The sequence below is a fragment of the Kribbella sp. NPDC058693 genome (genome assembly GCF_042715335.1).
In the GTDB taxonomy this organism is placed as follows: Bacteria; Actinomycetota; Actinomycetes; order Propionibacteriales; family Kribbellaceae; genus Kribbella; species Kribbella jiaozuonensis.
In genome coordinates this window covers 1,886,716-1,909,512 of the sequence record NZ_JBHXSQ010000001.1, presented here as the reverse complement: position 1 = coordinate 1,909,512, position 22,797 = coordinate 1,886,716, and the positions used below count along the sequence as shown (strand labels likewise).

Genomic DNA, 22,797 nt, shown 5'->3' with positions numbered 1-22,797 from the left:
GAGCGTATCGAATCCCTCAAGCCGCCCACGCCACGCAGGGTGACGCAATCCCCGGAAAACGATGACCGACCGCGCATAATCGGTGACACCGCCCAGCGCCCGTCGTACCACCGCCGGAAGGCTGGCTCATGCGCAGGACTGCCCGACTACTCCCACTCGTGCTGACCGCGGCCACCCTGATACCCCTGCAGCACAACGATTCCGACGCTTCCTACCAGGAGATCCCGCTCGACGGCCCGACTGTTCAGGCCCGTACCAAACCGTTTGGTATGGCCGCCGTCACCTGGCCGGAGGGCACACGCAACGTCACGGCCAAGATCCGCGTCGAACGCGACGGACAGTGGACCGACTGGGAATCGTTATCGGTCGAGGACGAACACGGCCCAGATCCATTGGTACCTGAAGGAATTGAGCGCGGCGGCACCGAACCGTTGTGGGTCGGTAATGCCACCGGCGTCCAGGCCAGCGCGGTCACCGACACCGGTACGACGATCGCCGGCGCCAAGGTCGTGCTGATCCAGCCGGGCGTACTTGCATCGGATGCCGATGAACCGTCCGCGCAATCGGTCGAGCCGGCGGCCTCGCGAGCGCCGTACCCGATGCCGTTGATGGTGAGCCGGAAGCGGTGGGGTGCCGACGAGCGGCTCCGGACTCACAACGGGGCTGCGTGCGCGCGTCCGAAGTACACGACTACCGTGCTGGCGGCGTTCGTGCATCACACCGCGGACCGCAACGACTACACGCGTACGCAGGTCCCGGCGATGGTGCGGGCGATGTACGCGTACCACGTGAAGAGCCGCGGCTGGTGCGATCTCGGGTACAACTTCCTCGTCGACCGCTTCGGCCGCGTCTTCGAGGGCCGGTACGGCGGTGCGCAGCTGCCGGTGCTCGGCGCGCACACGGCCGCGTTCAACTCGAACTCGTTCGGCGTCGCGCTGATCGGCAACTTCGAAAAGGCTGCTCCACCAGCCGCGATGCTGGAGTCGACGGCTCGCGTGATCGCGTGGAAGCTCGACGCGAACTACCGGTCGCCGTTGGCAACGATCACGCTCGATGGCAGTCGCCTGCACACCGTCTCCGGACACCGCGACACCAAGGCGACCGCGTGTCCCGGAACGCAGCTGTACAACAAACTTGGTTGGCTGAAGCAACGGGTCAACACGTTGATGAGTGGCAGTTTCTCGACGCCGATCTACCAGTACGCGCGCAAGCTCGGGTTCCGGAACATCGGCCAGCCGTTCTGGGGCGAGCACCGGACGCGCACCGGCTATGCGACGTACTTCGCCACCCGCGACGTCTTCTACTCCGTTGCCAGCGGCACACATTCGACGGCCGGCGCCTTCCGGACCCGCTTCCGGCGGCTCGGCGCCGGTAGCGCGCGGCTCGGGCTGCCGATCACCGAGGCGTACCGCGTGCTGGGCGGCTCCCGGCAGAAGTTCCAGCGCGGCTGGCTCGTGTGGGACCGCCGCACACGTCAGGTCCATCTTGTGTACGGGAGAGCTTCATGAGGAAACGTGTGATCGCTGCCGTCGTGCTGTCGTCCACGGTGATCAGCGCGACCGCGCAGGCCCGCGAGGTCGTGCCGACGGCAGCGGCTCCGGACACGACGATCAACGGCCGCGGATTCGGGCACGGCCGCGGGCTTTCGCAGTACGGCGCGCAGGGTGCCGCGCTGGCCGGGAAGTCGGTGAAGCAGATCCTGGACTTCTACTACCCGGGTACGACGGTCGGGAAGGCGACCGGCAGCATTCGGGTCCGGGTCAGCGCCGACACCACCGACGGGGTGCGTGTGGGCGCGGTCAACAAGCTCAGCGTCAGGTCCTTCGCCACTGGCAAGGTCTATGTGTTGCCGAAGGCATCGACCCGGAACCAGTGGTCGATCGACCCGAACGGCGAGCACGGGACCAAGCTCAGCTCGTACGACGCGAAGACGAAGAAATGGACGCTGTACAAGACGTTCACGGGCATGGCGCAGTTCGAGGGACCGGCTGTGATCGGGCTGGTCCTGCCGAGTGGCGCCGTACGGCGGTATCGCGGCGCGCTGCGGGCGATCGATGTGTCCGGTACGCATCTGGACACGGTGAACGTCGTACCGCTCGAGTATTACCTGCGTGGCGTCGTACCGCGGGAGGCGGTGTCGAGTTGGAAGCCGGCCGCGCTGCAGGCGCAGGCTGTTGCTGCGCGCACCTATTCGGTCTTCCATCGCGATCGTGCTGCGAAGAAGGCATATGACCTGTGCGATACGACGTCGTGCCAGGTGTACGGCGGGTACGACTCGGAGGAGACGTCGACGAACAACGCGATCGCGGCGACCGCGGGGCAGATCCGCTTGTACAAGGGCAAGCCGATCATCGCCGAGTTCTCGTCGTCGAACGGCGGGGCGACCGCGGCCGGGGACGTGCCGTACCAGCTGATGAAGGCGGACGGCTGGGACGCGTACCCGAAGAACGGGAACCCGAACGTGGCGTGGAGCGTGACGCGGTCGGCGGCGGACATGCAGTCGGTCTTCGCGGTCGGGTCGATCCGGTACGTGCGGGTGCTGAAGCGCAGTGGCGTCGGTCCGGGCGGCGGGCGGGCGCTGACCGTCGAGGCCGTCGGGTCGAAGGGGAAGCGGGTGCTGACGGCCGATCAGGTCCGGATCCGGCTGCATCTGAAGTCCGGCTGGATCAGCTTCCCGGCCCGTCCACTTGATATGCCAACTGCTGTTGTCGAAGAGCCTGGTCGCTGAGCCATTGACGCCGTGTCCGTGCGCCGGTTAGAACGTGACATCGATGTCAACCGCCACCGCCCAGGAGGAGCAGGTCGATGCGCAGGAAATTTGGTATATCAACTCGTCTGGCCGCCGGAGTACTCGCGGTCACCGTCCTCGGGTCGCTGAGCATGACCACGGCCGACGCGGGAGCCGACCCGAACGCAGCTCGAGCGCGGGCGTCGTACGACGCGATCAACAAGTACTTCGATGCCGGCAAGGGTGGATTGCTGCTGGAGGAGTACCCGAACACGCAGTCCAATCCGTACTCGTACGTCTGGCCGTATTCGCAGGCGGCGATCGCGGCCGAGGACCTGGCCGGGGTGCCCGGCGCGGGGCACGAGGGCTCGGCTGAGGCCGATCGGCGGCTCGCGGCGTACGAGTTCTACTGGAATGCCGGTACGACGCCGACCGGGTACGACTCGTACGTGCGGCCGCCGAACGGCCAAGGTGGGGACAAGTTCTACGACGACAACGAGTGGATCGGGCTGAACCTGATCCAGCGGTACAAGCGGACTGGTGACCGCGCTGCACTCGCCCGCGCGAAGGACATCTTCGCGCTCGTCGTCCATGGTTGGGACACGGATCCGTCGCATCCGTGCGCCGGCGGTGTTTTCTGGACCCAGGCGCCGTGGAGCCAGGACCGCAACACGGTGTCGAACGGACCGGGCGCGGAGCTCGGTGCGCATCTGTACCTGCTGACGCGGGACAAGTCGTACCTGACGTGGGCGCAGCGGATGTACACGTGGGCGCAGACCTGCATGCTCGCCCCGAACGGCCTGTACTGGGACCACATCGACCTGGCCGGCAACGTCGAGAAGACCCAGTGGAGCTACAACCAGGGCGTAATGCTCGGCGCCGGGGTTTTGTTGTTCAAGGCAACCGGCAACCCGAAGTACTTGCGAGATGCGAAGTCGGTCGCGTCCGCGTCGCTGGCGTTCTACAACACGCCCGAGATCCTCGCGAAACAAGGCGCCGCGTTCAACTCGATCTGGTTCAAGAACCTGTTGATCCTCGACTCGGTCTCCCCGGACTCCCGCTACCGCAAGGCAATGCAGTCCTACGCCACCTACAACTGGACCACCACCCGAGACCCCGCCACCAACCTCTACCACTTCGACGAAGGCCCAGTCGAGCTCCTCCAGCAGTCAGGCATAACCCAAATCCACGCCCTCCTCGCCTGGCCCCGCTCGCGCTACCACCTGCTCGCCTGAGTGCTAACAAACACCGCGCCGCCCGCCTCCTGCAGGAGACGGGCGGCGCGGTTCTTCTACTTAAGCTGCAGCAGTTGCTGTCTTGATCTCGACCGGCGTGATCGGCGTACCGTCCTGCGGCCCGTTCTGCGGCGTAACCCCCGCCTCCGCCACCTTGTCGATCAGCTTCGCGCTCGCCTCGTCGATCGTCCCGAACGCCGTGTACTGCGGCGTCAGCCCCGACGCATCGCCGTACACGATGAAGAACTGACTCCCGTTCGTATTGGCCCCGGAGTTAGCCATCGCCAGCACCCCACGCCCGTACTTCAGCGTCGGATACACCTCATCCGCGAAGCTGTACCCCGGTCCACCCGACCCGCTCCCGGTCGGATCCCCACACTGCAGCACCTGCAGACCCTCGCCAACAGTCAGCCGATGACACTTGGTGTTGTCGAAGTACTTCTGCCCGACCAGGCTCAGGAAGTTCTTCACCGTGCACGGCGCCAGCGCACTGTCCAGCGTGAGCTGCAGATCCCCGATCGACGTGTCCAGGCTGACCTTCGACGTACCCGACGCCTTGGTCTTCCCGTCCGCCGGCGGATTCACCTTCTTGCTGGCCGGCTCCGCGCTCTTCTTGTACGTGCAGTTCACCTCGGCCGCCAGCGGCGTCGCCCGCTTCGGCGCCGGCGCCATCGCGGTCGGAATACTCGCCGGCTTGTTGTCCGGCCCCGCCGACGCCTGATCACCCGACGCAGCCGCCGGCTTGTCGTCACCACCCACCCCGAACACCACGAAGACCCCGACGATGACCACGACCACCGTCGCCACGGAAGCGATCGTGACCGCCAGATTCCGCCGCTGCCGCCGCCGCTCGATCTCCCGCTCGGCCAGCCGCTTCGCCTTCCGCGCCGCCAACTGCTGCTGATGGGTCTTCTTGGACATGCAGTAACCCTCCTCACCGGAATGCCTGCACGGGAACCTACAGCGAAAACCTGAGAACTGTCTGTCAATCCACAAACAACACCAAATCGACACCCCCTAACCGACACCGCTGCGCGGCGGCGGTTCTGTTGCCGCCTTCGGCGGGGCGCGGAGTGTGGTGGGGCGACCGTGACTGGCGTTGAGGTGCTTGAGTCGAGCGCGGCGATCTAGGTGGGAGCGACTGTCGACCGGTGGCCGAGCGAGGACTGGAAGCGGATCAGGTAGCCGTCGGGGTCGGCGACGAGGAATTGGTTGACGCCGGTTTCTTCGTGAGGGGTGACGCGGTACCACTTGGTTTCCGGCTGCATGAAGAGCGGGTAGTCGGCGGCGGCGAGCGCGGAGAGGATCGGGGCGAGATCAGGCACGTTGATCTGGAAGTTGATCCCGCGTCCTAGCGGCCGCTCCAGCGGACCGGTGACCCAGGTCCGCCCGGCACCTTCCTGTTCGAGCATCACGTGCGCCGATCCACGTACGACGTACGCGAACCCCTCCTCCTCGCGCTGGTATTCCACCGCGAACCCGCAAAGCCCACACCAGAATTCAAGGCTCCTCGCCACATCGCCCACCAGGAGTTCAGGCACCAGCGATGGCTCAGCAGATGAACTCACGCGCCAATGCTTTCAGACCTCGACGGACTTCCACCGGAGGCGCCCGTCGTCGATGTACGGCGACCATCCCATCGGCGGATGCGTCGGAAACGGCGTGGCGGCATGCAAGCGGCGACCGTGATCCTGCAGCGCGGGCCGATCGAGGGTGAGGGAGTCGGCCACATCGGCCAGCATCTCGGTGATGCTGAACCACTCCGGGATGGAGAACCCGTCCGACTCGTTGTCGAACGTGCCGACGCATCCGTGATGCTCACCCTCACGAAGGTCGACGAACAGCAAGCAGTCGGTCCCCGCGTCGCCGATCGGCAGGAACGCGTCGAGCCAGTCGAACGAGTCGGTGCCGGCGGGATCCCGCTCGTTGGAGAGCGGCCGGTCTGGCGAGACCCTGGCCGTAATCCCGCGCAGCATCTCGCGATCGCGCAGCATCTGCTCGATCCCCATCGGGACGTAGAGGAACGGGATGAGCAGACCGAAGTTCGCCTGCCGCCCAAGCCCGTTGTTCAACCCGAGCCAGGCAATCAGATCGCTCGGCAGCCGGCGCCCCATCGCAGCCCGAAGCCCGGAGATCTCGGCCGGGGTCGCCGGCGGTTGAAGGTGCTCCAACCCGTGGGGCAGGTTCTCCGCCAGCCACCCGGTGATCGAACTCCACGACTGCGCCACCGAATCATTCATAACTTCCGCACTACGCCAGAGCTTCAGGTCCGTACGGTGTGAGGAGAACGCCGCCGCATCACCTCCGGGCGGATCCGCCACCGCGCGATCGGCTTCGTGGTCGACCTGCACGACCGCCGCGGTCGCCTCCATTCCCGAGCCCGTTGGTCCGCGCGGCCTCAGTCCCCACGACCGCAACCCGCCCGCCGCCGAAGGCGGCCAATAAATCAGCCGCCGCGAAGCGGTGTCCTTTGGGTGGTGTCCTACTAGTCCTTGATTTCGCAGATGGGGGCGCCGGCGGAGACGGTGGCGCCTACCTCGGCGGTTAGGCCGGTTACGGTGCCGGACTTGTGGGCGTTGAGGGGTTGTTCCATCTTCATCGCCTCCAGGACGACGATCAGGTCGCCCTCGGCGACCGTGGCGCCTTCTTCGACGGCGATTTTGACGATGGTGCCCTGCATGGGGGAGGTGAGGGAGTCTCCGGACGCCGCCGAGCTCTTCGTACCACCGGCCCGTCGGGACGGCTTCTTCTTCGCGCCAGCGCCAGCAGAAGCGACAGCAGCACCACCAACAGCACCCAGACCAGCCGGCAGTACGACCTCGAGGCGCTTGCCGCCGACCTCAACAGTCACCCTCTCGCGCTCACCCTCCTCGACCGTCTCAGCGACCGGGCCGTCGTACGGCGTGAGCTGGTTGTCGTACTCCGTCTCGATCCACCGCGTGTGCACCTTGAACCCGTCAGTCCCGACAAACGCCGGATCCGACACCACAGCCTGGTGGAACGGGATGACAGTAGGCATCCCCTCGACCACGAACTCACGCAACGCCCGCCGCGACCGCTCCAGCGCCTGCTGTCGATCCCGCCCGCTCACGATCAGCTTCGCAACCAGCGAGTCGAACGCCCCAGGCACCGTCTCGCCCTGGTCATACCCGCCGTCGAGCCGCACCCCAGGCCCCGACGGCGCATGCCACCGCGTCAGCGTCCCCGGCGCCGGCAGGAACCCGCGCCCGCCGTCCTCAGCATTGATCCGGAACTCGATCGAGTGCCCCGACACCACCGGGTCGTCGTACCCAAGCTCTTCACCATTGGCGATCCGGAACATCTCCCGCACCAGGTCCAGCCCAGTGACCTCTTCCGACACCGGGTGCTCGACCTGCAGCCGCGTGTTCACCTCGAGGAACGAGATCAGTCCGTCCTGCCCGACCAGGAACTCGCACGTCCCCGCCCCGACGTACCCGGCCTCGCGGAGAATCTTCTTCGACGAGTCATAAAGCAGCGAAAGCTGCTCATCGGACAGGAACGGCGCCGGCGCCTCTTCAACCAACTTCTGGTACCGGCGCTGCAGCGAGCAGTCCCGCGTCGACACCACGACAACGTTGCCGTGGGCATCGGCCAGGCACTGGGTCTCGACGTGCCGCGGCTTGTCCAGGTACCGCTCGACGAAGCACTCGCCCCGCCCGAAAGCCGACACGGCCTCCCGGGTCGCCGACTCGAACAGCTCCGGGATCTCCTCCATCGTCCGCGCGACCTTCATCCCGCGACCACCACCGCCGTACGCCGCCTTGATCGCGATCGGCAGCCCGTACTCCTCCGCGAAGGCAACCACCTCGGAAGCATCCGCGACCGGATCCGGCGTACCGGGAACCTGCGGCGCGCCGACCTTCTCCGCGATGTGCCGCGCCTTGACCTTGTCGCCGAGCGAGTCGATCGCCGACGGCGGCGGGCCGATCCAGATCAGCCCCGCATCGATAACGGCCTGCGCAAACGAAGCATTCTCGGCCAGGAACCCATACCCGGGATGGACGGCGTCCGCCCCCGACCGCGCTGCGACGTCCAGGATCTTGGCGATGTTCAGATAGGAGTCGGCCGGTGTCGACCCGTCCAGCGCGTACGCCTCGTCGGCGAGCCGAACGAACAGCGCGTCGCGGTCCTGGTCGGCGTACAGCGCGACGCTGCCCAGCCCGGCGTCGGCGGCGGCCCGGACGACCCGGACGGCGATCTCGCCCCGGTTGGCCACCAGCACCTTGGTGATCTGCTTGCTGTCGGACACAGCTGACTCCCTTCGGCTGGCCCGAGTCTAGGGTGAACCGGCCGTCGAAGGAGACAGGGCGTTCCTCACACCACGGCGGGTTGCCGCTCGAAGAACGACTCCAGTACGACGACAGTCTGGGTACTGGTCACGCCGTCCACCGCGTGGAGAGCGCGCAACGTCGCCTGCAGGTCCTCGGTGGTCGTCGTCCGCACCTTCACCAGCACCGAGGCCGGTCCCGCGATGATGTGCGCCTCCTCGACCGCCGGGATGTCCAGCAGCGCCTCCCGCGAATCGCCCATCCACGCGTTCGCCTCGAGCAGGACATATGCGAGTACGCCGCGGCCGAGCGCAGCCGGGTCGACCTCGATCGTCGTACGCCGGATCACGCCGGCCGCCTTCAGCTTGCGCACCCGCTCGTGGGCGGACCCCGCCGACAACCCGGCGATCTCCCCAAGCGCGGCGTACGACTGCCCGGCATCCTCCTGCAGCGCCGCCAGCAGCTTGCGATCCACATCATCTATGGTCATCTGCACCCAATTCCATATCTCATTCTGTCAAACCTAACAATAACAGGATATGGTTCAGCCATGACCATCACTCTCACCAACACCCTGCCGCGGATCCGCGCCGAGTTGGTGGTGCTCGACGAGCGTTTCGCCCGGATCGCCGGCGACGAGTACGTCGAGTGCCTGTACGACGGCGGCCGCTGGCTCGAAGGACCGGCGTACTCGCCCGCCTGGCGCTGCCTGATCTTCAGCGACATCCCGAACGACCGGATGCTGCGCTGGGACGAGGTCTCCGGACACGTCAGCGTGTTCCGCGAGCCGTCCGGCTACGTCAACGGCAACACCATCGACCGCACCGGCCGCCTGATCAGCTGCTCGCAGGGCGATCGCCAGGTCGTCCGCACGGAGTACGACGGCAGCCGCACCGTCCTCGCCTCGCACCTCGACGGCAAGCGCCTCAACAGCCCGAACGACGTGGTCGAGCACAGCGACGGCTCGATCTGGTTCACCGACCCGCCGTACGGCATCACCTCGAACTACGAGGGCCACGCGGCCGAGCAGGAGCTCGACGGTTGCCACGTCTACCGAATCGCGCCGGACGGCGTGCTGACCGTGGTCGCCGACGACTTCATCCGCCCGAACGGGCTCGCGTTCACGCTCGACGAGCAGCAGTTGTACGTCGTCGACACCCCGGGCAAGCACATCCGGCGGTTCGAGGTCGACGGCGAGAAGCTGATCGGCGGCGAGGTGTTCGCGCCCTGCGAGGCCGGGATGTTCGACGGGATCCGGGTGGACAGCGCCGGCCGGGTCTGGGCGGCGACGCACGAGGGCGTGCACTGCTTCGACCCGGACGGCACTCTGATCGGCAAGCTGCTGCTGCCGAATGTCGTGTCGAACCTGACGTTCGGCGGTCCGAAGGGCAACCGCCTGTTCATCACCGCCACCACGTCCGTGTGGTCGTGGCTGACGACGGCTCAGCGGTAGGACTTGGAGACCCCGTCCAGCAGCCGCTCGAGGGTGTCGTACGTCGGGGTGTCCGCGACGTCGATGACGTCCTTCGCGACCGGGACCCGGTTCTGGCTGACGACGTTCGCGAACTGCGCCTCGTCGGCGGTCCGGAACCCGTGCCTGGCCGCGAGCTCCTGCAGGTCGGTGTCGGTCGACAGCAGTTCGCCGAGCTTCTCGCCGTTCGCGTTCAGCGAGACCAGCGTGTGCTTGGACTGGATCGTCGGTGACGGGTACATCAGCACCATGCCCGGCTTCAGTTTGTGCTGTACGGCGGCGTCCACGAACTGCGCCTCGTAGATGTTGACCATCGGCGACTTGCCCATCCCGAGCGACAGGTAGTCGTCGAACGGGCCCTCGCTGGAGCTGTCGGTGTACCCCTGGTTGACGAACAGCGGCGCGACCAGCGGCAGCACCTTCTTCTCGTCCGCCGCGCTCTGCACCACATTGTTGTGGTTGGCAACATAACTGACGATCGACAGGAACATCGCCGCCGAGTTCGATGTCCGCGGGTCGGTGGTGGTGACGAGGATCTTCTTGTTCACCGGGTACGTCGTGTTGCCGCGGATGTTGGTCCAGCGCCAGCCGGCCTTGGCGAGGTCGGTGTACTTGCGGACGTCGAAGTACCAGATGCCGTTGACCTGCTTGGCGATCCCGGTCGCGGACAGCAGGTCGACGATCGGCTGGAACGTCGCGATCGCCATCGGCGACGAGAACACGGCGTACTTCTGACCGCTCACGGTCGGGCGACCGGGCGTCGGCTGCAGGATCTTCTCCGCCGCGACCGTGCTGGACGGGAACGCGAAGTCGTACTTGCTCAGGTCGACCGAGGTGGCGATCTCGCGCGACCCGGCGGTGTCGACCTTGACGTCGAACCCGTGCTTGGCCAGCGCCGCCTTCACGTCGGGATCCTCGAAGAAGGCGCGCTTCTCCGAGCCGATCACGCCGCTGACGGTGATGACGCCGGACGTCTGGGCCTGTACGTCGCCGCCGCCGCGGACGATCACGACCGTGACGATGGTGGCGACGACGAGTACGCCGGCGATCCCTGCCGGCAGCGCGACGCCGCGGGTCTTGAAGCGGCGGAACGGGCTGCCGGCGCCGGCCGCGGGCTCCGGGGCCGGGGTGGTGGTCGATGCCGGTCTGGTCCACCTGGCCAGGCGGTCGTCGGGCTCGGGTTGCGGGGTGAGTTCCTGGCGGACCATGCGTTCGACCAGGATCGGGACGTAGTCGCGGACGCGGTCCCCTTCGAACTGCCGGCGGGCCGCCGCCACGGCGGTCTCGATGTCTTCGGGAGTATGGATGTCGGCGAAGCTGTCGGTGAGACGGCGGGTGAGGTTCTCGATCGCCTTTTCTTCGCGAACGGTGTCGAGCGTCAAAGGATGTCTCCACATCACGGTGTCTGACTCCGGCGCCGTGCTCTGCGCCCCCGTTCGGCGCCACGCATATCCTTCCGGTCGAGAGGTCCAACCGACGGGGTTCACATAGGGTGGAGCGATGACGGGAATTCTCGAGCCGTTGGCAGGGACCGCACCGGCGGTCTGGGAGAAGCTGGACGACCGGTTCGCCGGGATCCGCGGGGACAACAAGCTCGAGCGGCTGTGGACCGGCGGACGCTGGGTCGAGGGGCCGGTGTACTCCGCCGCGGGCCGGTACCTGCTCTGGAGCGACATCCCGAACGACCGCATCCTGCGCTGGGACGAGACGTCGTACCAGGTCTCCGTCTTCCGCCACCCGGCCGGCAACACCAACGGCCACACCCGCGACACCGAGGGCCGGCTGATCAGCTGCGAGCACGGCAACCGGCGGGTGACCCGGACCGAGCACCACGGCGGCATCACGGTGCTTGCCCACGAGTACGACGGGAAGCGGCTGAACAGCCCGAACGACGTCGTGGTCAAGCGGGACGGATCGATCTGGTTCACGGATCCGGCGTACGGGATCGACAGCGACTACGAGGGCTACAAGGGCGAGGTCGAGACCGGCGGGTGCCACGTGTACCGCGTCGGGACGGACGGTGCGCTGACCCGGGTCGCCGACGACTTCAACCGGCCGAACGGGATCGCGTTCTCGCCCGACGAGTCGTTGCTCTACATCTCCGACTCGGAGGAGGGCACGATGCGCGTCTTCACCGTCGACGGCGACAAGCTCACCGGAGGCGAACTGTTCGCCGAGTGCGGCAACGGCATCTTCGACGGCTTCCGCCTCGACACCCAGGGCCGCATCTGGACCTCCGCCGCCGACGGTGTCCACATCTACCACCCCGACGGCACCCTCCTCGGCAAACTCCTCGTCCCCGAAACCGTCAGCAACCTCACCTGGGGCGGCCCCAAACGCAACCGCCTCTTCATCACCGCGACAACTTCCGTCTACTCCCTCCTCACCACAGCCAACGGCGCCCCGGAGGCCTACGGCCCTCGGGTCTAATTCGTTCGCCTCGATCACGGGCGGTGGGTCATGATGGCCTGCTGACCTGATTGAGGAGGAGCTGTGGAGCTGGTCGGCGTGCCGGGGCATCTGAGGGTGCTTGCGGAGAGTGTGGTGGCGGAGGCGGAGAAGGATCCGCGAGTGATTGCGGTGGTGGCCGGGGGATCGGTTGCCTCGGGCACTAGTGATGAGGATTCGGATCTGGATCTTGTGATCGTGTGTACGCCGGACGGGCAGCCGGAGCTGCTCGCCGACGCGGACGGGTTTGCGGGTCGGGTCGGGCCGTTGCTGGCCGCCTTCACCGGGGAGCATGTGGGCGAGCCGCGGTTGTTGATCGCGCTGTTCGGGCCGCCGCTGGCGCATGTCGATCTGAAGTTCGTGACGCCGGACGGGCTGCGGGAGCGGGTCGAGGACGGGCTGGTGTTGTGGCAGCGGGATGACGCCGTCGACCGGGTGCACCGGGAGTCCGCCGCGGAGTGGCCGCGGCCGGATGCGCAGTGGATCGAGGACCGGTTCTGGGTCTGGGCGCACTACGTCGCGGTGAAGATCGCGCGCGGTGAGTTGTTCGAGGCGATCGACGGGCTCGGGATGATCCGCGCGGCCGCGATCGCGCCGTTGGCCGGGATCGGGCGGACGACGAGGCCGGCCGGCGTACGACGGTTGGAGACGCTCGCGCCGGAGCTCGTGCCCGCGTTGCAGGCGACCGTCGCGACCGCCGACCCTGCCGACTGCCTGCGCGCCCTGAAGGCGTCCGTCGACGTCTATCGCACAGTGCGGGAGCGCGTGCAGGTGGTACGACGTACCGCAGCCGAGGAAGCCGTCGTCGACTTCCTCGGCTGACGGATCCGCTTACAGCTTCTTGACCTGGTCGATGATCGTGAAGACGGCCAGGAAGCCGAAGGCCAGGAACGAGAAGGCGAGTACGGCGGCGCGCCAGCTGGTGATGCGGATCGCGTGCGGCAGGGCGCGCGAGTTCATCCACCAGAGCAGACCGGAGTACACGAACATCATCGTGCCGGCGGTGCAGGCCGAGATGACCAGCAGCACCAGCGGCTGGGTCAGACCGGCCAGTAGCACGATGATGCCGAAGGCAACGAGTCCCCAGACCAGCCAGAAGTACAGCTTGGACTCGGTGATCTTCGACTCGCGCAGGTAGCGGGCCTTGATCATGTCGGACGACAGCCGCGACGTGTAGTCGACGATGCCGGCCGCCGCGGCGAACAACGAGAACGCGCCGATCGCCCAGAACAGGTACCCGAACCAGTCGCCGACGAGCGTCTGCAGCGTCGTACCCTCGATCTTCAGGAAGCCGATGTTGTTCTTGACGTCCGGGTTCCCGAACAGGGTGGCGTGGGCAAGCATCGACGTGAACACGATCGTGACCACGGTGATCGCCACGAACGTCGCGGCCTGCTCGATGTTCGCGAACTTCCACCAGCGCCGCCAGCGGGCCAGGTTCGCGTCGTCCGGGGTGAACGTGTACCCGTTGGCGGTCGGGTCGGCCTCGGTCTCGCCTGTCACCGGTGACGTCAGCCGTGGCACGTGCGCGCCCTGGCCGAAGCCTTTGTCGCGGATCCAGTTGCTCTGGACAAGGTTCTGGCCGCCGCCCGCACCGGCGTACGCGATCGCACCCATCACCAGCGCGAACCCGAGCTCGTCGGCCGGGAACTGCGGATGCGTGACCGCGTCGCCGAGCGCGCCGTACGTTTTCGCGCGGATGGCGAACACGAGCGCGAGGATCACCAGCAGCGCGACGGCGGCGATCTTGACCGCGATCAGCCGCTCCAGCATCACGTAGACGACCGGCGCGAACGTCAGGATCGCGCCGATCAGCAGCAGCATGCCGATCGCGATCCAGCGTGGGTCTCCGGCGCCGAAAAGATACGTCAGCATCGAAGCCGAGCTGGTCGCCCAGCCGGGCCAGAGGTTCGCGAAGTACGTCATGATCGCGAAGAACAGGCCCCAGTGCTTCCCGTACCGGTTGAAGCCGGTCAACGCTGTCTCACCAGTTGCCAGCGTGTACCGCTCGATCTCCATGTTCAGGAACCACTGGATCACCACGCCGACGACGGCGCCCCAGAGGAACACCAGGCCGACCTGGCTGGAGATGTACGGCCAGAGGATGAACTCACCCGAGGCCAGCCCGACGCCGGCGCCGACCATGCCGGGGCCGATGATCTTCCAGGTCTTCGTGGGCGGCTCGGGAAGGTCGCGAACTTGCGGTGCGGGCAGATTCTTGGTCGGTAGTGCGAATCGTCCGTGGTCAGTCGATGTGGTGTCTGCCATCAGGCTCCTCACTCTCCTCGACCCCCTGCCCCGGAGGGTAACGAATACTGTCGACAACGGCGACCCGACACAGCCGGATGGCAGACTGACCGGCATGGGTGGGGTGACCGTTCTGACCGCGTCGTACGCCGGTGCCGCCAGCGCGCCTGCCTACGCACGCCTGGCCGGCCTGGCCGCAGAACTGCCGGGGGAGCTGCTGGTACGACGGGACGCCGGCTGGCCCGTTCTCGTGTACGACGACGCCGCGGAGGCAATCGCTGCTGCCGCTGACCTTCGCGAGGCTGCCTCCCTGGTCCCAGCGGGGGAGCTGCTCCGGATCGCCCTGCACACTTCGCCAACCATGGCTCCGGCCGTCCGGCACGCCGAGCAGTTGCTGGCGATCGCCAACCCCGGGCAGACGTTGCTCACGGCAACAACAGCCTCCGGCCTCGCTGATGCCTTCACCGATCTCGGCATGCACCGGTTGCGTGATCTGGGTTCGGCCGAGCGGATCCTCGAACTGACTGCGACGGCCGAGCCGCTGCGTTCGCTCGACCAGGTACCGAACAACCTGCCGGTGATGTTCACCAGCTTTGTCGGCTGGCAGACCCAGGTAGCCGCCCTCCGCACGCAACTCTCCGGCAACCGACTCGTTACGCTGACCGGCCCAGGTGGCAGCGGCAAGACGCGACTCGCCGCCCAGACCGCAGCACAGTTGGCCGAGCGCTGGCCGGACGGCGTCTGGTGGGTCGACCTGTCCGCGCTCACCGACGCCGGCCAGATCCCGGAGGCCGTCGCCGCGGCGATCGGTCTGCTGGTCGAGTCCGGCGACCGCCTGCTGCTCGGTCAGTTGCGGACCAAGCGCGCGCTGATCTGCCTGGACAACTGTGAGCACATCATCGACGGGGTGGCGGAGTTCGTTCTCGCGCTCCACACCGGCTGCCCGGAGATCTCGGTCCTGGCGACCAGCCGCGAGCCGCTGGACTTGCCCGGCGAGGCGATCTGGCGAGTGCCCGCGCTGGCCCCGGATGAAGCTCGGGCGCTGTTCGTCGAGCGCGCCGGCACGGAGTTTCCTAAGTCGGAGCAGGCAATCCGCTCCATCTGCCTCCGGCTCGACGGCATCCCGTTGGCCTTGGAACTGGCCGCCGCTCGAGTCCGCACTCTCACACCCGAGCAGATCGAAGCAGGTCTGAGTGACCGGTTCGGCCTGCTGACGAAGAACGTTCGTGGGGTTGCGGCGCGGCAGCAGACTCTCGCCGCGTCGATCGGGTGGAGCTACGAGTTGCTCTCGCCTGACGAGCGAGAGGTCTTCCAGCGGCTGGCGGTCTTCGCGGGTGGCTTCACGTTGGACGCAGCGGCCGCGGTGTGCGACGTCGTACTCGAGGATTTTGCGCGGCTTGTCGACAAATCGCTCGTGGTGGCGGAGGGCGGCCGGTACCGCCTGTTGGAGACGATCCGCGAGTACGCCGCCGCGCGTCTGGCCGAGGCCGGCGAGACGGACCGGACCCGCTCCCGTCACCTTGACCACTACCTGACCGTCGCGGAGACCGCAGAACCCCTGCTGGACGTGGATCGCGAGGCTTGGCGGGCGCGGATCGAGCCCGATCGGGAGAACTATCGGGCCGCCCTCGAGTACGGATTGCCCGCGAACGATCCGGAACGCGGCCGTCGGTTGGCCGCGGCCCTGCGCTGGTTGTGGAATCTGCAGGCGACGGGCAATGAGGGCATCGGCTACCTGCGCCGCGCGATCGAGCGTGCACCGGACGACCGGTCGTTGCTCCAGGCCCGTTTACTGTACGGGTATGCGACGGTCGCCGACACTGTCGACCCCTTCGGGTACGACGCGGCTGGTCGCGGGCTCGCGCTGGCCACCGAGCTGGGTGACGATCGGCTGCGATCGCACTTCCTTGCGCTGGTGGCGGTCGGCGAGTTCTTCACGGACTTCCAGAAGGCGTGGGATCTGACCGCCGAGGGAGTGCGGTTGGCGGGGGACAACGAGCCGGCGCAGAACGCGAACATCGCCTTGCAGTGCGTCCTGCTTTCCCTGTGGGATCGGCACGACGAACTGCGGCCGCTGCTCGACCGTGCCGCCGACGGTCTGATCAGCAGCGGCGAACGCGGAATCGCGACGACCGTGCTGACCGTGTGGGCGGAGAGCCTGATGTCGACCGGCGAGCCCTCGAAGGCCGTCGAGGTCGCGGAGCGCGCCCTCGCTGCCGCTGAACCGCTCGGCGACTTCCACCGGGTCGGGGCCGCGCGTGGACAGTTGGCGACGCTGCTCGTGCGGACCGGTCGGCTGGACGAAGCACGCGAGCTGATGCGGCCGCTGCTCGAACTGGCCGAGACCGCGGGCGCCGTCGTATCGAACCTCGGGCAGGTGATGGGGCTGATCTCGTACTGGAGCGGCGAGTACGACGCTGCGGTTGAGTGGGTCGCCCGCGAGACCGCGGCCGACGGTCCGCTGGCGGAGACGTTCGTACCCGCCATGCTGTTGCCGAGTGTTGCGGCTGCGATGCGCGCCGGCGGTCGGGATCCGGTCGAGGTGCTCGAGCGTGCCGTCGTACTGGCGCGCCGGTACAACCTGCCGCGGATCCTCGCCGATGCGCTCGACCAGCTCGGCCGCGTCGCGATGGTTGCGCAGCCGGACAAGGCGGCCGACCTGCTGCATCAGGCCTTGACGATCCGGGTCGACCACGGGCTGCGTACGTACGTCATCGACAGCCTGGAATCCCTTGCCCTGCTGGCAAACCACACCAACCGCCCCGCCGATGCCGTGCGCCTGGCCGCCGCCGCGGCCGCCGCTCGCGTAGACCTCGGCCTTGCCACGCCACCGGACCACCCGGACCTGCCGACCTCGGATGAGCCGCCGCTGTCATTGGACGAGGCCGTCGCCTACGCCCGCCGTACCCGAGGTGCCCGCGGCCGCCCGTCCTCCGGCTGGGCCAGCCTCACGCCCACCGAACAACAGGTCGTCGACCTCGCCGTCGAAGGCCTCAGCAACCCCGCGATCGGCGAACGCCTCTTCATGAGCCGCGGCACGGTCAAGACCCACCTGGCCCACGTGTACGCCAAACTCGGCGTCGCCAACCGAACCGAACTGGCGTCCCTCAAGAAGACCTGAGCATCTCCAACGCCTTCCCGATCCGACGCTGACGGGTCTCCGGCTTCTTGGCGTCGTTGATCGCCTGCACATGCTCCCGCCGATGACTGTAGGCAAGCTTGTCGAACGCCTCCCGCAAACCCGCCTCCGTCAGCGCCGCCGCAAGGTCATCCGGCACGTCAACAGTCCGCTCAGCCGTATCCCGCTCCACCGTCACGGTCACCGCGTCGCCGTCCCCCTTACCCAACTCACTCCGGATCCCCTTGAGAATCCCGAGCGCCATACACCCACCCATCGAGGCAATCGACCCGCGATACGCCACCCCGTCAAACGTCGCCTGCACGGGAATCCGCCCACCCCCACCGAGCGCCGCAACCACCTCACCCGGCACCTCAACCCAGGCCCCACCCCCGTCGTTGACCAGGATCGTCCCCTCAAAGGTCTCCATACCGCCACGTTACAAAGCGCGCTCGACGGGGTCGACCCGGTGTGTGCCGGTGGGGTTGACCTGGAAGGTGAAGCCGTGGGGTGTGGTCCATTCCAGAGTTTTGGTGTCGACGCGGCGGACGTTCCAGCCTGGGGCGTGGGTTTTGACCCGGTGGGCGTAGCGGCTGAGCGGGGCGAGGTTGCGTGTGCTGGTTTGGCCGGCTGGGCCGTACGGGTCGTAGGGCTGGATGTGGTCGAGGTCGATGGCGCGATGGGTTTCGCGGGTGCCGTAGGGGAACAGTTCGACGGGGTAGGTGAGTCGGACGTGTTCGCGGATCCGGGTGGGGATCTCGTAGGCGTCGGCGCTGACGGAGTCGTTGAGGTCGATCACGGGTTTGACGACGTATGGCTCGTGGCCGACGAGCTCGGTGAGTTGGTCGGCGAGCAGCGGGCCGATTCCCTCGGCGCGCAGCACACCGTTGCCGGTGGCGAGGGTGTGGTCGGTCAGGTGGACGAAGATCTCGGTGTGCCCGGGACGCACCTGTCCTGCCGAGGTCGTGGGGTTGGTGTAGGCCGCCTGTTTGATCTCGGCCAGGCGAGCGTCGAGTGCCCGTTGGGCCGCGAGGTCCATCGGGAGCCCTGGATCGGGTTGTGTCCGTGGACCAGGGACGTAGCTCATGGCCCGACTGTCGAAGGGGTCAGCCGGCAGATCGGGTTCACGTGGCTCGGAGCTGTGAAGGGAGGGGTCGTCGGGCGGCTCGAGTGGATCGCCTGACGGAGAAGTCTCGCTGTGGTCCGATCCGTCGCTGGCCCCGTCGCTGGCGCTGGCGCCGGCCGTCCCGTTGAGGGAGTCACCGACGGCTCCATGAGCGGCTCCACGGCCGGACGCCTCATCCACCCGCAGTAGGCGATGGGCGGGGCCGCAATCGTCGGTCGGGTTGGCCTCGTTTGTGTTCGGGGTGTCGTGTTGCGGGGTTGGCGGGCGCGTGGCAGTACCGCGTCGGTCGGTGGTCGGAGAGGAAACCGCCACCTCACCTGGGACGGTGGCATCTGTCGGGCGTGCGGGGGCTGGGTGGTTGCGGGCTTGGGTGAGGAGTTCTTGGGTGTAGCGGGGGTCGGCGATGATGCCGATGGCGTCGGCGCGGCGGTGTTGGAGGTGGCGGGTGTCGCCGAAGGTTCTGAGGGCGTCGGCGATGGCGGCGATGGTTGCGTCGTGGCGGATGACTGCGGCGGCGGGAGCCTTCACGTAGACGGTTTTGTTGCCGTGGTCGTCACTGCGGCCGACGAACACGCCACGCTCATCTGCCGCTTCGGCGGCCTCGCCGCGGGCCAGGTCAGGATCGGCGTGGAGTTTGGCGGCGCGGATGATCTTGTCCAACCGGTACGGCGTGATCGAGTCGATCAGCGGCGCGACGCGTCGGTCGACGTACGCGGCGGCTGTTTCGGACAGTTTCAGGCAGGCCGATACGAGCTGGCGCGCCTTCCACGGGGTGGCTTCACCGGCTTGTACGCGGGCCCAGGTGAACGGGAACCGGTGCCGCAGCGCCAACGCCTCACCGAGGAACCGCGCGGCCACCATCGGCGAGATCCCGAGCACGACACCGAACTCGGCGACCGCGAACTCCGCGATCTCCGGGCAGCCTTCACCACCCAGCACCACGGCCCGCTCCCGCCCGTCACAGGACCGGCGGCCGAGCCTGACGCCACAGGTGGACGGGTGGAACCGGTCGGCATAGATCTGCGCATGCTCCAGCAGCCGTGCGTCGGCCCGGTTCGCCGCCAAACGATGCTCAACGGCCGACTCCAACAGGTCGGCCGTCGCGAGCTCACTCAGATCAGTGTCGAACATGTGTTCGATTCTATCTGCGAGATCCAGAGTCGGCAAATCGATGATGCTCGAAAGCCCTTATTTGTAAGACGAACGCGGCATCGCGATCACATGCGACGAGTATCAATGAGGGCATGTCGGATTGACCCGACGCGGCGCGGGCCCGGAGCGTCGGAGAGCAGGTGTAACACCTTCTAGTCGCGTGCGATGTACCGGGCGGGGGTTTGACATGCGATTCATCGCCGGGACGGCAGTGCTTGCCCTGATCATCACCGGCTGCGGCTCTACGCCGCCCGCAGCTAACGAGACACCGGCCACGACTTCGGCCGCCAGCTCGTCACCGCCGTCTGCGCAGCGGTATCAGACGGTCGCTGCATTGAAGGATGCCGCGGTGGCGGCAGGCCTGCCGTGTTCGACTTGGACTCAGGACAACGTTGTGCAGACGGCCGCGGAGTCGGGGAACTGCACAGAGGACACCGTGTTGTCGACGTACGCCACGGATGGCGATCTGCAGTCGGCGATCGACACTCTGCGGGATCTGAATGAGCTGATGACCGAGCAGAAACTCACGCCGGACCCGATCTTGATCGGGCCGAACTGGATCATCAATGGGCCGACGGCAGACAACGTCGCCGTGCAGTTAGGCGGCACGGTCGAGAGGTGACGCATCCGTCGCAACGAAGGCAACCTTCGCCAGGGTGAGGCGAGGTTGCCGACTGACGTGAGCCTCAATCAATCTTGTTTCTCTCTCCTCTTTGTTTTGTCTTCTTCCTACTTCCCCTTCGCCAGTTTGCTGGGCCACCAGACTCGGGGGCCGATGTCGTGGGCGAGGGAGGGGACCAGGAGGGAGCGGACGACTGTGGTGTCGAGGAGGACGCCGAAGGCGACCATGAAGGCTATTTGGGCCAGGAAGAGGATGGGGAGGACGGCGAGGGCGGAGAAGGTGGCGGCCAGGACCACGCCGGCTGAGGTGATGACGCCGCCGGTGACGGCCAGGCCTATCAGGATGCCGGGTCTGGTGCCGTGTTCCTGGGATTCCTCGCGGACGCGGGTCATCAGGAAGATCGAGTAGTCGATGCCTAGGGCAACCAGGAAGACGAAGGCGTAGAGCGGGATCCCGGGGTCGGCGCCGGGGAACTTGAAGACGTGGTTGAACATCAGTGCGCTCACCCCGAGCGTCGCGCCGAACGACAGCACGTTCGCGATCACCAGCAGTACGGCGGCGACGAGCGACCGCAGCAACAGCATCAGTACGACGAAGATCACCGCGAGGATCGTCGGGATGATCACCTTCAAATCGCGTTGCGCGGCGTCGAGTACGTCGAGGTTGATCGCGGTGTTGCCACCCACCAGGATGTCCGGACTGACCGCGTCCAGCGAGGACCGCAGATGCTTGACGACCTTCGTCGCGTCCGGTGAGTCGGCCGGGACCTTGAGCGTCGCCTGGACCAGCACCTTGCCGTCGACGACCTTCGGCGGTACGCCGGGAGCGACCGAGGCGGATGCCGCGCCGATACCGTCGACCTTCAGCGCGGTCTGGACCACCTGATCCGCCTGTGCGACCGGGGTGAGGATCTGCACCGGCGTACCGGCACCTGCGTCGAAGTGCTTGCCCAGCTCCTGCTGGCCGGTGACGGACTCGACCTTGTTCAGGAACAGGTCCTCCTGCGAGGTCCCGCTTGCCTTGAACGTCGGGAGGAACGCCGCGCACGCGAGCAACCCCAGCGCGCTGATCACCCAGACCCGGCGGGAGTGCCGGCCGACGAGCCCGGAGATACGGCCCCAGAGGCGCTTTCCGCCGACCTGGTCACGCGAGTGGACGTGGTCGACGCGCGGGATCGACGGCCAGAAGATCCGCCGGCCGAACGCGAGCAGGATCGCGGGCAGGAACGTCATCGCCGCGATGAACGCGCCCGCGATCCCGAAGGCGCCGACCGGGCCGAGTCCCTTCGTACTGCCGAGCTGGGAGAGCAACAGGCAGAGCAGACCGAGGATGACCGTCGCCGCGCTGGCCGCGATCGGCTCGATCGACGCCCGCCACGCGACCCGCATCGCCTCGAACTTGCTCTCGTAGTCGTGCAACTCCTCTTTGTAACGAGAGACCAGCAGCAACGAGTAGTCGGTCGAGGCTCCGACGACCAGGATGAACAGGATCCCCTGGCTCTGACCGTTCAGCTGCAGTACGCCGTTCTTCGCCAGCGGATACACCACCAACGCCGCGAGCGCGAGACCGAACACCGCGGTGAGCAGGACCGCGATCGGCAGGATCGGGCTGCGGTACACGATCAGCAGGATCACGAACACGACCGCCAGCGCGACCCCGAGCAGGATCCCGTCGATCCCGCTGAACGCGACGACGAAGTCCGCGAACACCCCGCCCGGACCGGTGACGTACACCTGCAGACCGGTCGGTGTGAGGTTCTGCTTGATGTCGTTCCGCAGCGTGTCGGCGACCGCGAAGAGCACAGTCGTGCCCTGCTTGACCACCTCGTCGGCCCGGTCGCCGTTCGTCTGGACGGTGATCAGCAGCGCCTGGTGATCCTCCGACGGGACCGGAGCCGCGACCGGAGCGGTCAGGTACGAACCCAGCTTCTTCCCGTCGCCGATGTCGAGGCCGGGAATCCGGGCGATGAAGGCCTTGGCCGCCTCCAGGTCCGCCGGGGTGATACCGGATTCACGCTCGATCAGCACGAAGTACGGCAGGGCCTTGGAGTCGACGAACTTCGCCGACTCGTTGGCCACCAACGTCGACTCGGCCTGCTTCGGGAGGAAGTTTGCGTTGTCGTTCTGCTGGACCTCGCTCAGTTTCCCCACCGCCGGTCCGCCCAGGGCGCCCAGCACCAGCCAGCCGATCAGTACGGCGGCAATGGCCGCCCGCCACGTCCATCGGTTCACGCTGGGCAGAGTACCTGCGACCTCTCACCACCCGGCAATGGGTGTGCGGGAGCCGTTTCGGCGGCGTAACAACAAGATGACTACGCGGAAACACCCCGGTCATAACGTCCAGGCCTAATCGATGAGGTCG

18 protein-coding genes are annotated in these 22,797 nt (G+C 67.1%); 8 read left to right on the top strand and 10 right to left on the bottom strand.

All coding sequences use genetic code 11. The annotated features are described in order from the left end of the window. Positions 1-128 precede the first annotated feature (128 nt). The 3 genes from ACFWUU_RS09110 (at position 129) to ACFWUU_RS09100 (ending at position 3,963) form a co-directional block, all read left to right on the top strand. The gene (locus ACFWUU_RS09110) at positions 129-1,508 is read left to right on the top strand and encodes an N-acetylmuramoyl-L-alanine amidase (protein WP_380174046.1); all 1,380 of its coding nucleotides are present in this window, start codon (positions 129-131) and stop codon (positions 1,506-1,508) included. Beyond that, positions 1,505-2,728: a SpoIID/LytB domain-containing protein gene (locus ACFWUU_RS09105; protein ID WP_380174044.1), complete on the top strand. Its 1,224-nt coding sequence runs from the start codon at positions 1,505-1,507 to the stop codon at positions 2,726-2,728. Before ACFWUU_RS09110 ends, ACFWUU_RS09105 begins: the two co-directional genes overlap by 4 nt. Before the next feature lie 77 nt (positions 2,729-2,805). Beyond that, the gene (locus ACFWUU_RS09100; protein ID WP_380174042.1) at positions 2,806-3,963 is read left to right on the top strand and encodes a glycoside hydrolase family 76 protein; all 1,158 of its coding nucleotides are present in this window, start codon (positions 2,806-2,808) and stop codon (positions 3,961-3,963) included. Positions 3,964-4,023: 60 nt separating this feature from the next. Here the strand turns inward: ACFWUU_RS09100 and ACFWUU_RS09095 are convergent, their stop codons facing one another. The 5 genes from ACFWUU_RS09095 to ACFWUU_RS09075 form a co-directional block, all read right to left on the bottom strand. Next, the gene (locus ACFWUU_RS09095) at positions 4,024-4,884 is read right to left on the bottom strand and encodes a peptidylprolyl isomerase (protein WP_380174040.1); all 861 of its coding nucleotides are present in this window, start codon (positions 4,882-4,884) and stop codon (positions 4,024-4,026) included. Between the two features lie 206 nt (positions 4,885-5,090). Then, a complete protein-coding gene (locus ACFWUU_RS09090; RefSeq protein WP_380174288.1) occupies positions 5,091-5,489 on the bottom strand; it encodes a bleomycin resistance protein in 399 nt (132 codons plus the stop codon). Positions 5,490-5,543: 54 nt separating this feature from the next. Beyond that, positions 5,544-6,203 carry an SMI1/KNR4 family protein gene (locus ACFWUU_RS09085; RefSeq protein ID WP_380174038.1) on the bottom strand — a complete coding sequence of 220 codons (660 nt, stop codon included), beginning with the start codon at positions 6,201-6,203 and terminating at the stop codon, positions 5,544-5,546. 245 nt (positions 6,204-6,448) lie between these two features. Further along, entirely contained in the window at positions 6,449-8,233 is a 1,785-nt protein-coding gene (locus ACFWUU_RS09080) for an acetyl/propionyl/methylcrotonyl-CoA carboxylase subunit alpha (RefSeq protein WP_380174036.1), read from the bottom strand. 65 nt (positions 8,234-8,298) lie between these two features. Then, positions 8,299-8,742 (bottom strand): Lrp/AsnC family transcriptional regulator, encoded by a 444-nt coding sequence (locus ACFWUU_RS09075; protein ID WP_380174034.1) that lies wholly within the window; start codon positions 8,740-8,742, stop codon positions 8,299-8,301. A 60-nt stretch (positions 8,743-8,802) separates the two neighbouring features. Between ACFWUU_RS09075 and ACFWUU_RS09070 the strand changes: the two genes are divergently transcribed. Then, a complete protein-coding gene (locus ACFWUU_RS09070; protein WP_380174031.1) occupies positions 8,803-9,705 on the top strand; it encodes an SMP-30/gluconolactonase/LRE family protein in 903 nt (300 codons plus the stop codon). Here the strand turns inward: ACFWUU_RS09070 and ACFWUU_RS09065 are convergent. Further along, complete coding sequence (locus ACFWUU_RS09065; protein WP_380174028.1) at positions 9,696-11,105, bottom strand: three-helix bundle dimerization domain-containing protein; 1,410 nt, start codon at positions 11,103-11,105, stop codon at positions 9,696-9,698. The genes ACFWUU_RS09070 and ACFWUU_RS09065 overlap by 10 nt on opposite strands. 118 nt (positions 11,106-11,223) lie before the next feature. Between ACFWUU_RS09065 and ACFWUU_RS09060 the strand changes: the two genes are divergently transcribed. Further along, complete coding sequence (locus tag ACFWUU_RS09060; RefSeq protein ID WP_380174026.1) at positions 11,224-12,153, top strand: SMP-30/gluconolactonase/LRE family protein; 930 nt, start codon at positions 11,224-11,226, stop codon at positions 12,151-12,153. Positions 12,154-12,216: 63 nt separating this feature from the next. After that, the gene (locus ACFWUU_RS09055; protein WP_380174024.1) at positions 12,217-12,993 is read left to right on the top strand and encodes a nucleotidyltransferase domain-containing protein; all 777 of its coding nucleotides are present in this window, start codon (positions 12,217-12,219) and stop codon (positions 12,991-12,993) included. Between the two features lie 9 nt (positions 12,994-13,002). Here ACFWUU_RS09055 and ACFWUU_RS09050 read toward each other — a convergent pair whose 3' ends face one another. Next, a complete protein-coding gene (locus tag ACFWUU_RS09050; RefSeq protein WP_380174022.1) occupies positions 13,003-14,439 on the bottom strand; it encodes an Nramp family divalent metal transporter in 1,437 nt (478 codons plus the stop codon). A 94-nt stretch (positions 14,440-14,533) separates the two neighbouring features. On the opposite strand from ACFWUU_RS09050, the gene ACFWUU_RS09045 reads away from it, so the two are divergent. Further along, positions 14,534-17,539 carry a LuxR C-terminal-related transcriptional regulator gene (locus ACFWUU_RS09045; protein WP_380174020.1) on the top strand — a complete coding sequence of 1,002 codons (3,006 nt, stop codon included), beginning with the start codon at positions 14,534-14,536 and terminating at the stop codon, positions 17,537-17,539. Here ACFWUU_RS09045 and ACFWUU_RS09040 read toward each other — a convergent pair. Together ACFWUU_RS09040 and ACFWUU_RS09035 are read right to left on the bottom strand one after the other, a co-directional pair. Then, positions 17,526-17,966, bottom strand: a complete 441-nt coding sequence (locus ACFWUU_RS09040) for a YdeI/OmpD-associated family protein (RefSeq protein WP_380174018.1) — start codon at positions 17,964-17,966, stop codon at positions 17,526-17,528. The two genes, ACFWUU_RS09045 and ACFWUU_RS09040, sit on opposite strands and share 14 nt — an antisense overlap. A 9-nt stretch (positions 17,967-17,975) precedes the next feature. Next, the gene (locus tag ACFWUU_RS09035) at positions 17,976-19,829 is read right to left on the bottom strand and encodes a DUF222 domain-containing protein (RefSeq protein WP_380174016.1); all 1,854 of its coding nucleotides are present in this window, start codon (positions 19,827-19,829) and stop codon (positions 17,976-17,978) included. 172 nt (positions 19,830-20,001) lie between these two features. Here ACFWUU_RS09035 and ACFWUU_RS09030 point away from each other — a divergent pair, with 172 nt between their 5' ends. After that, positions 20,002-20,436, top strand: coding sequence for a hypothetical protein (locus tag ACFWUU_RS09030; protein ID WP_380174014.1), 435 nt, complete (start codon positions 20,002-20,004; stop codon positions 20,434-20,436). Positions 20,437-20,543: 107 nt separating this feature from the next. Here the strand turns inward: ACFWUU_RS09030 and ACFWUU_RS09025 are convergent, their stop codons facing one another. Continuing rightward, complete coding sequence (locus ACFWUU_RS09025) at positions 20,544-22,667, bottom strand: MMPL family transporter (RefSeq protein ID WP_380174012.1); 2,124 nt, start codon at positions 22,665-22,667, stop codon at positions 20,544-20,546. Positions 22,668-22,797: the final 130 nt, after the last annotated feature.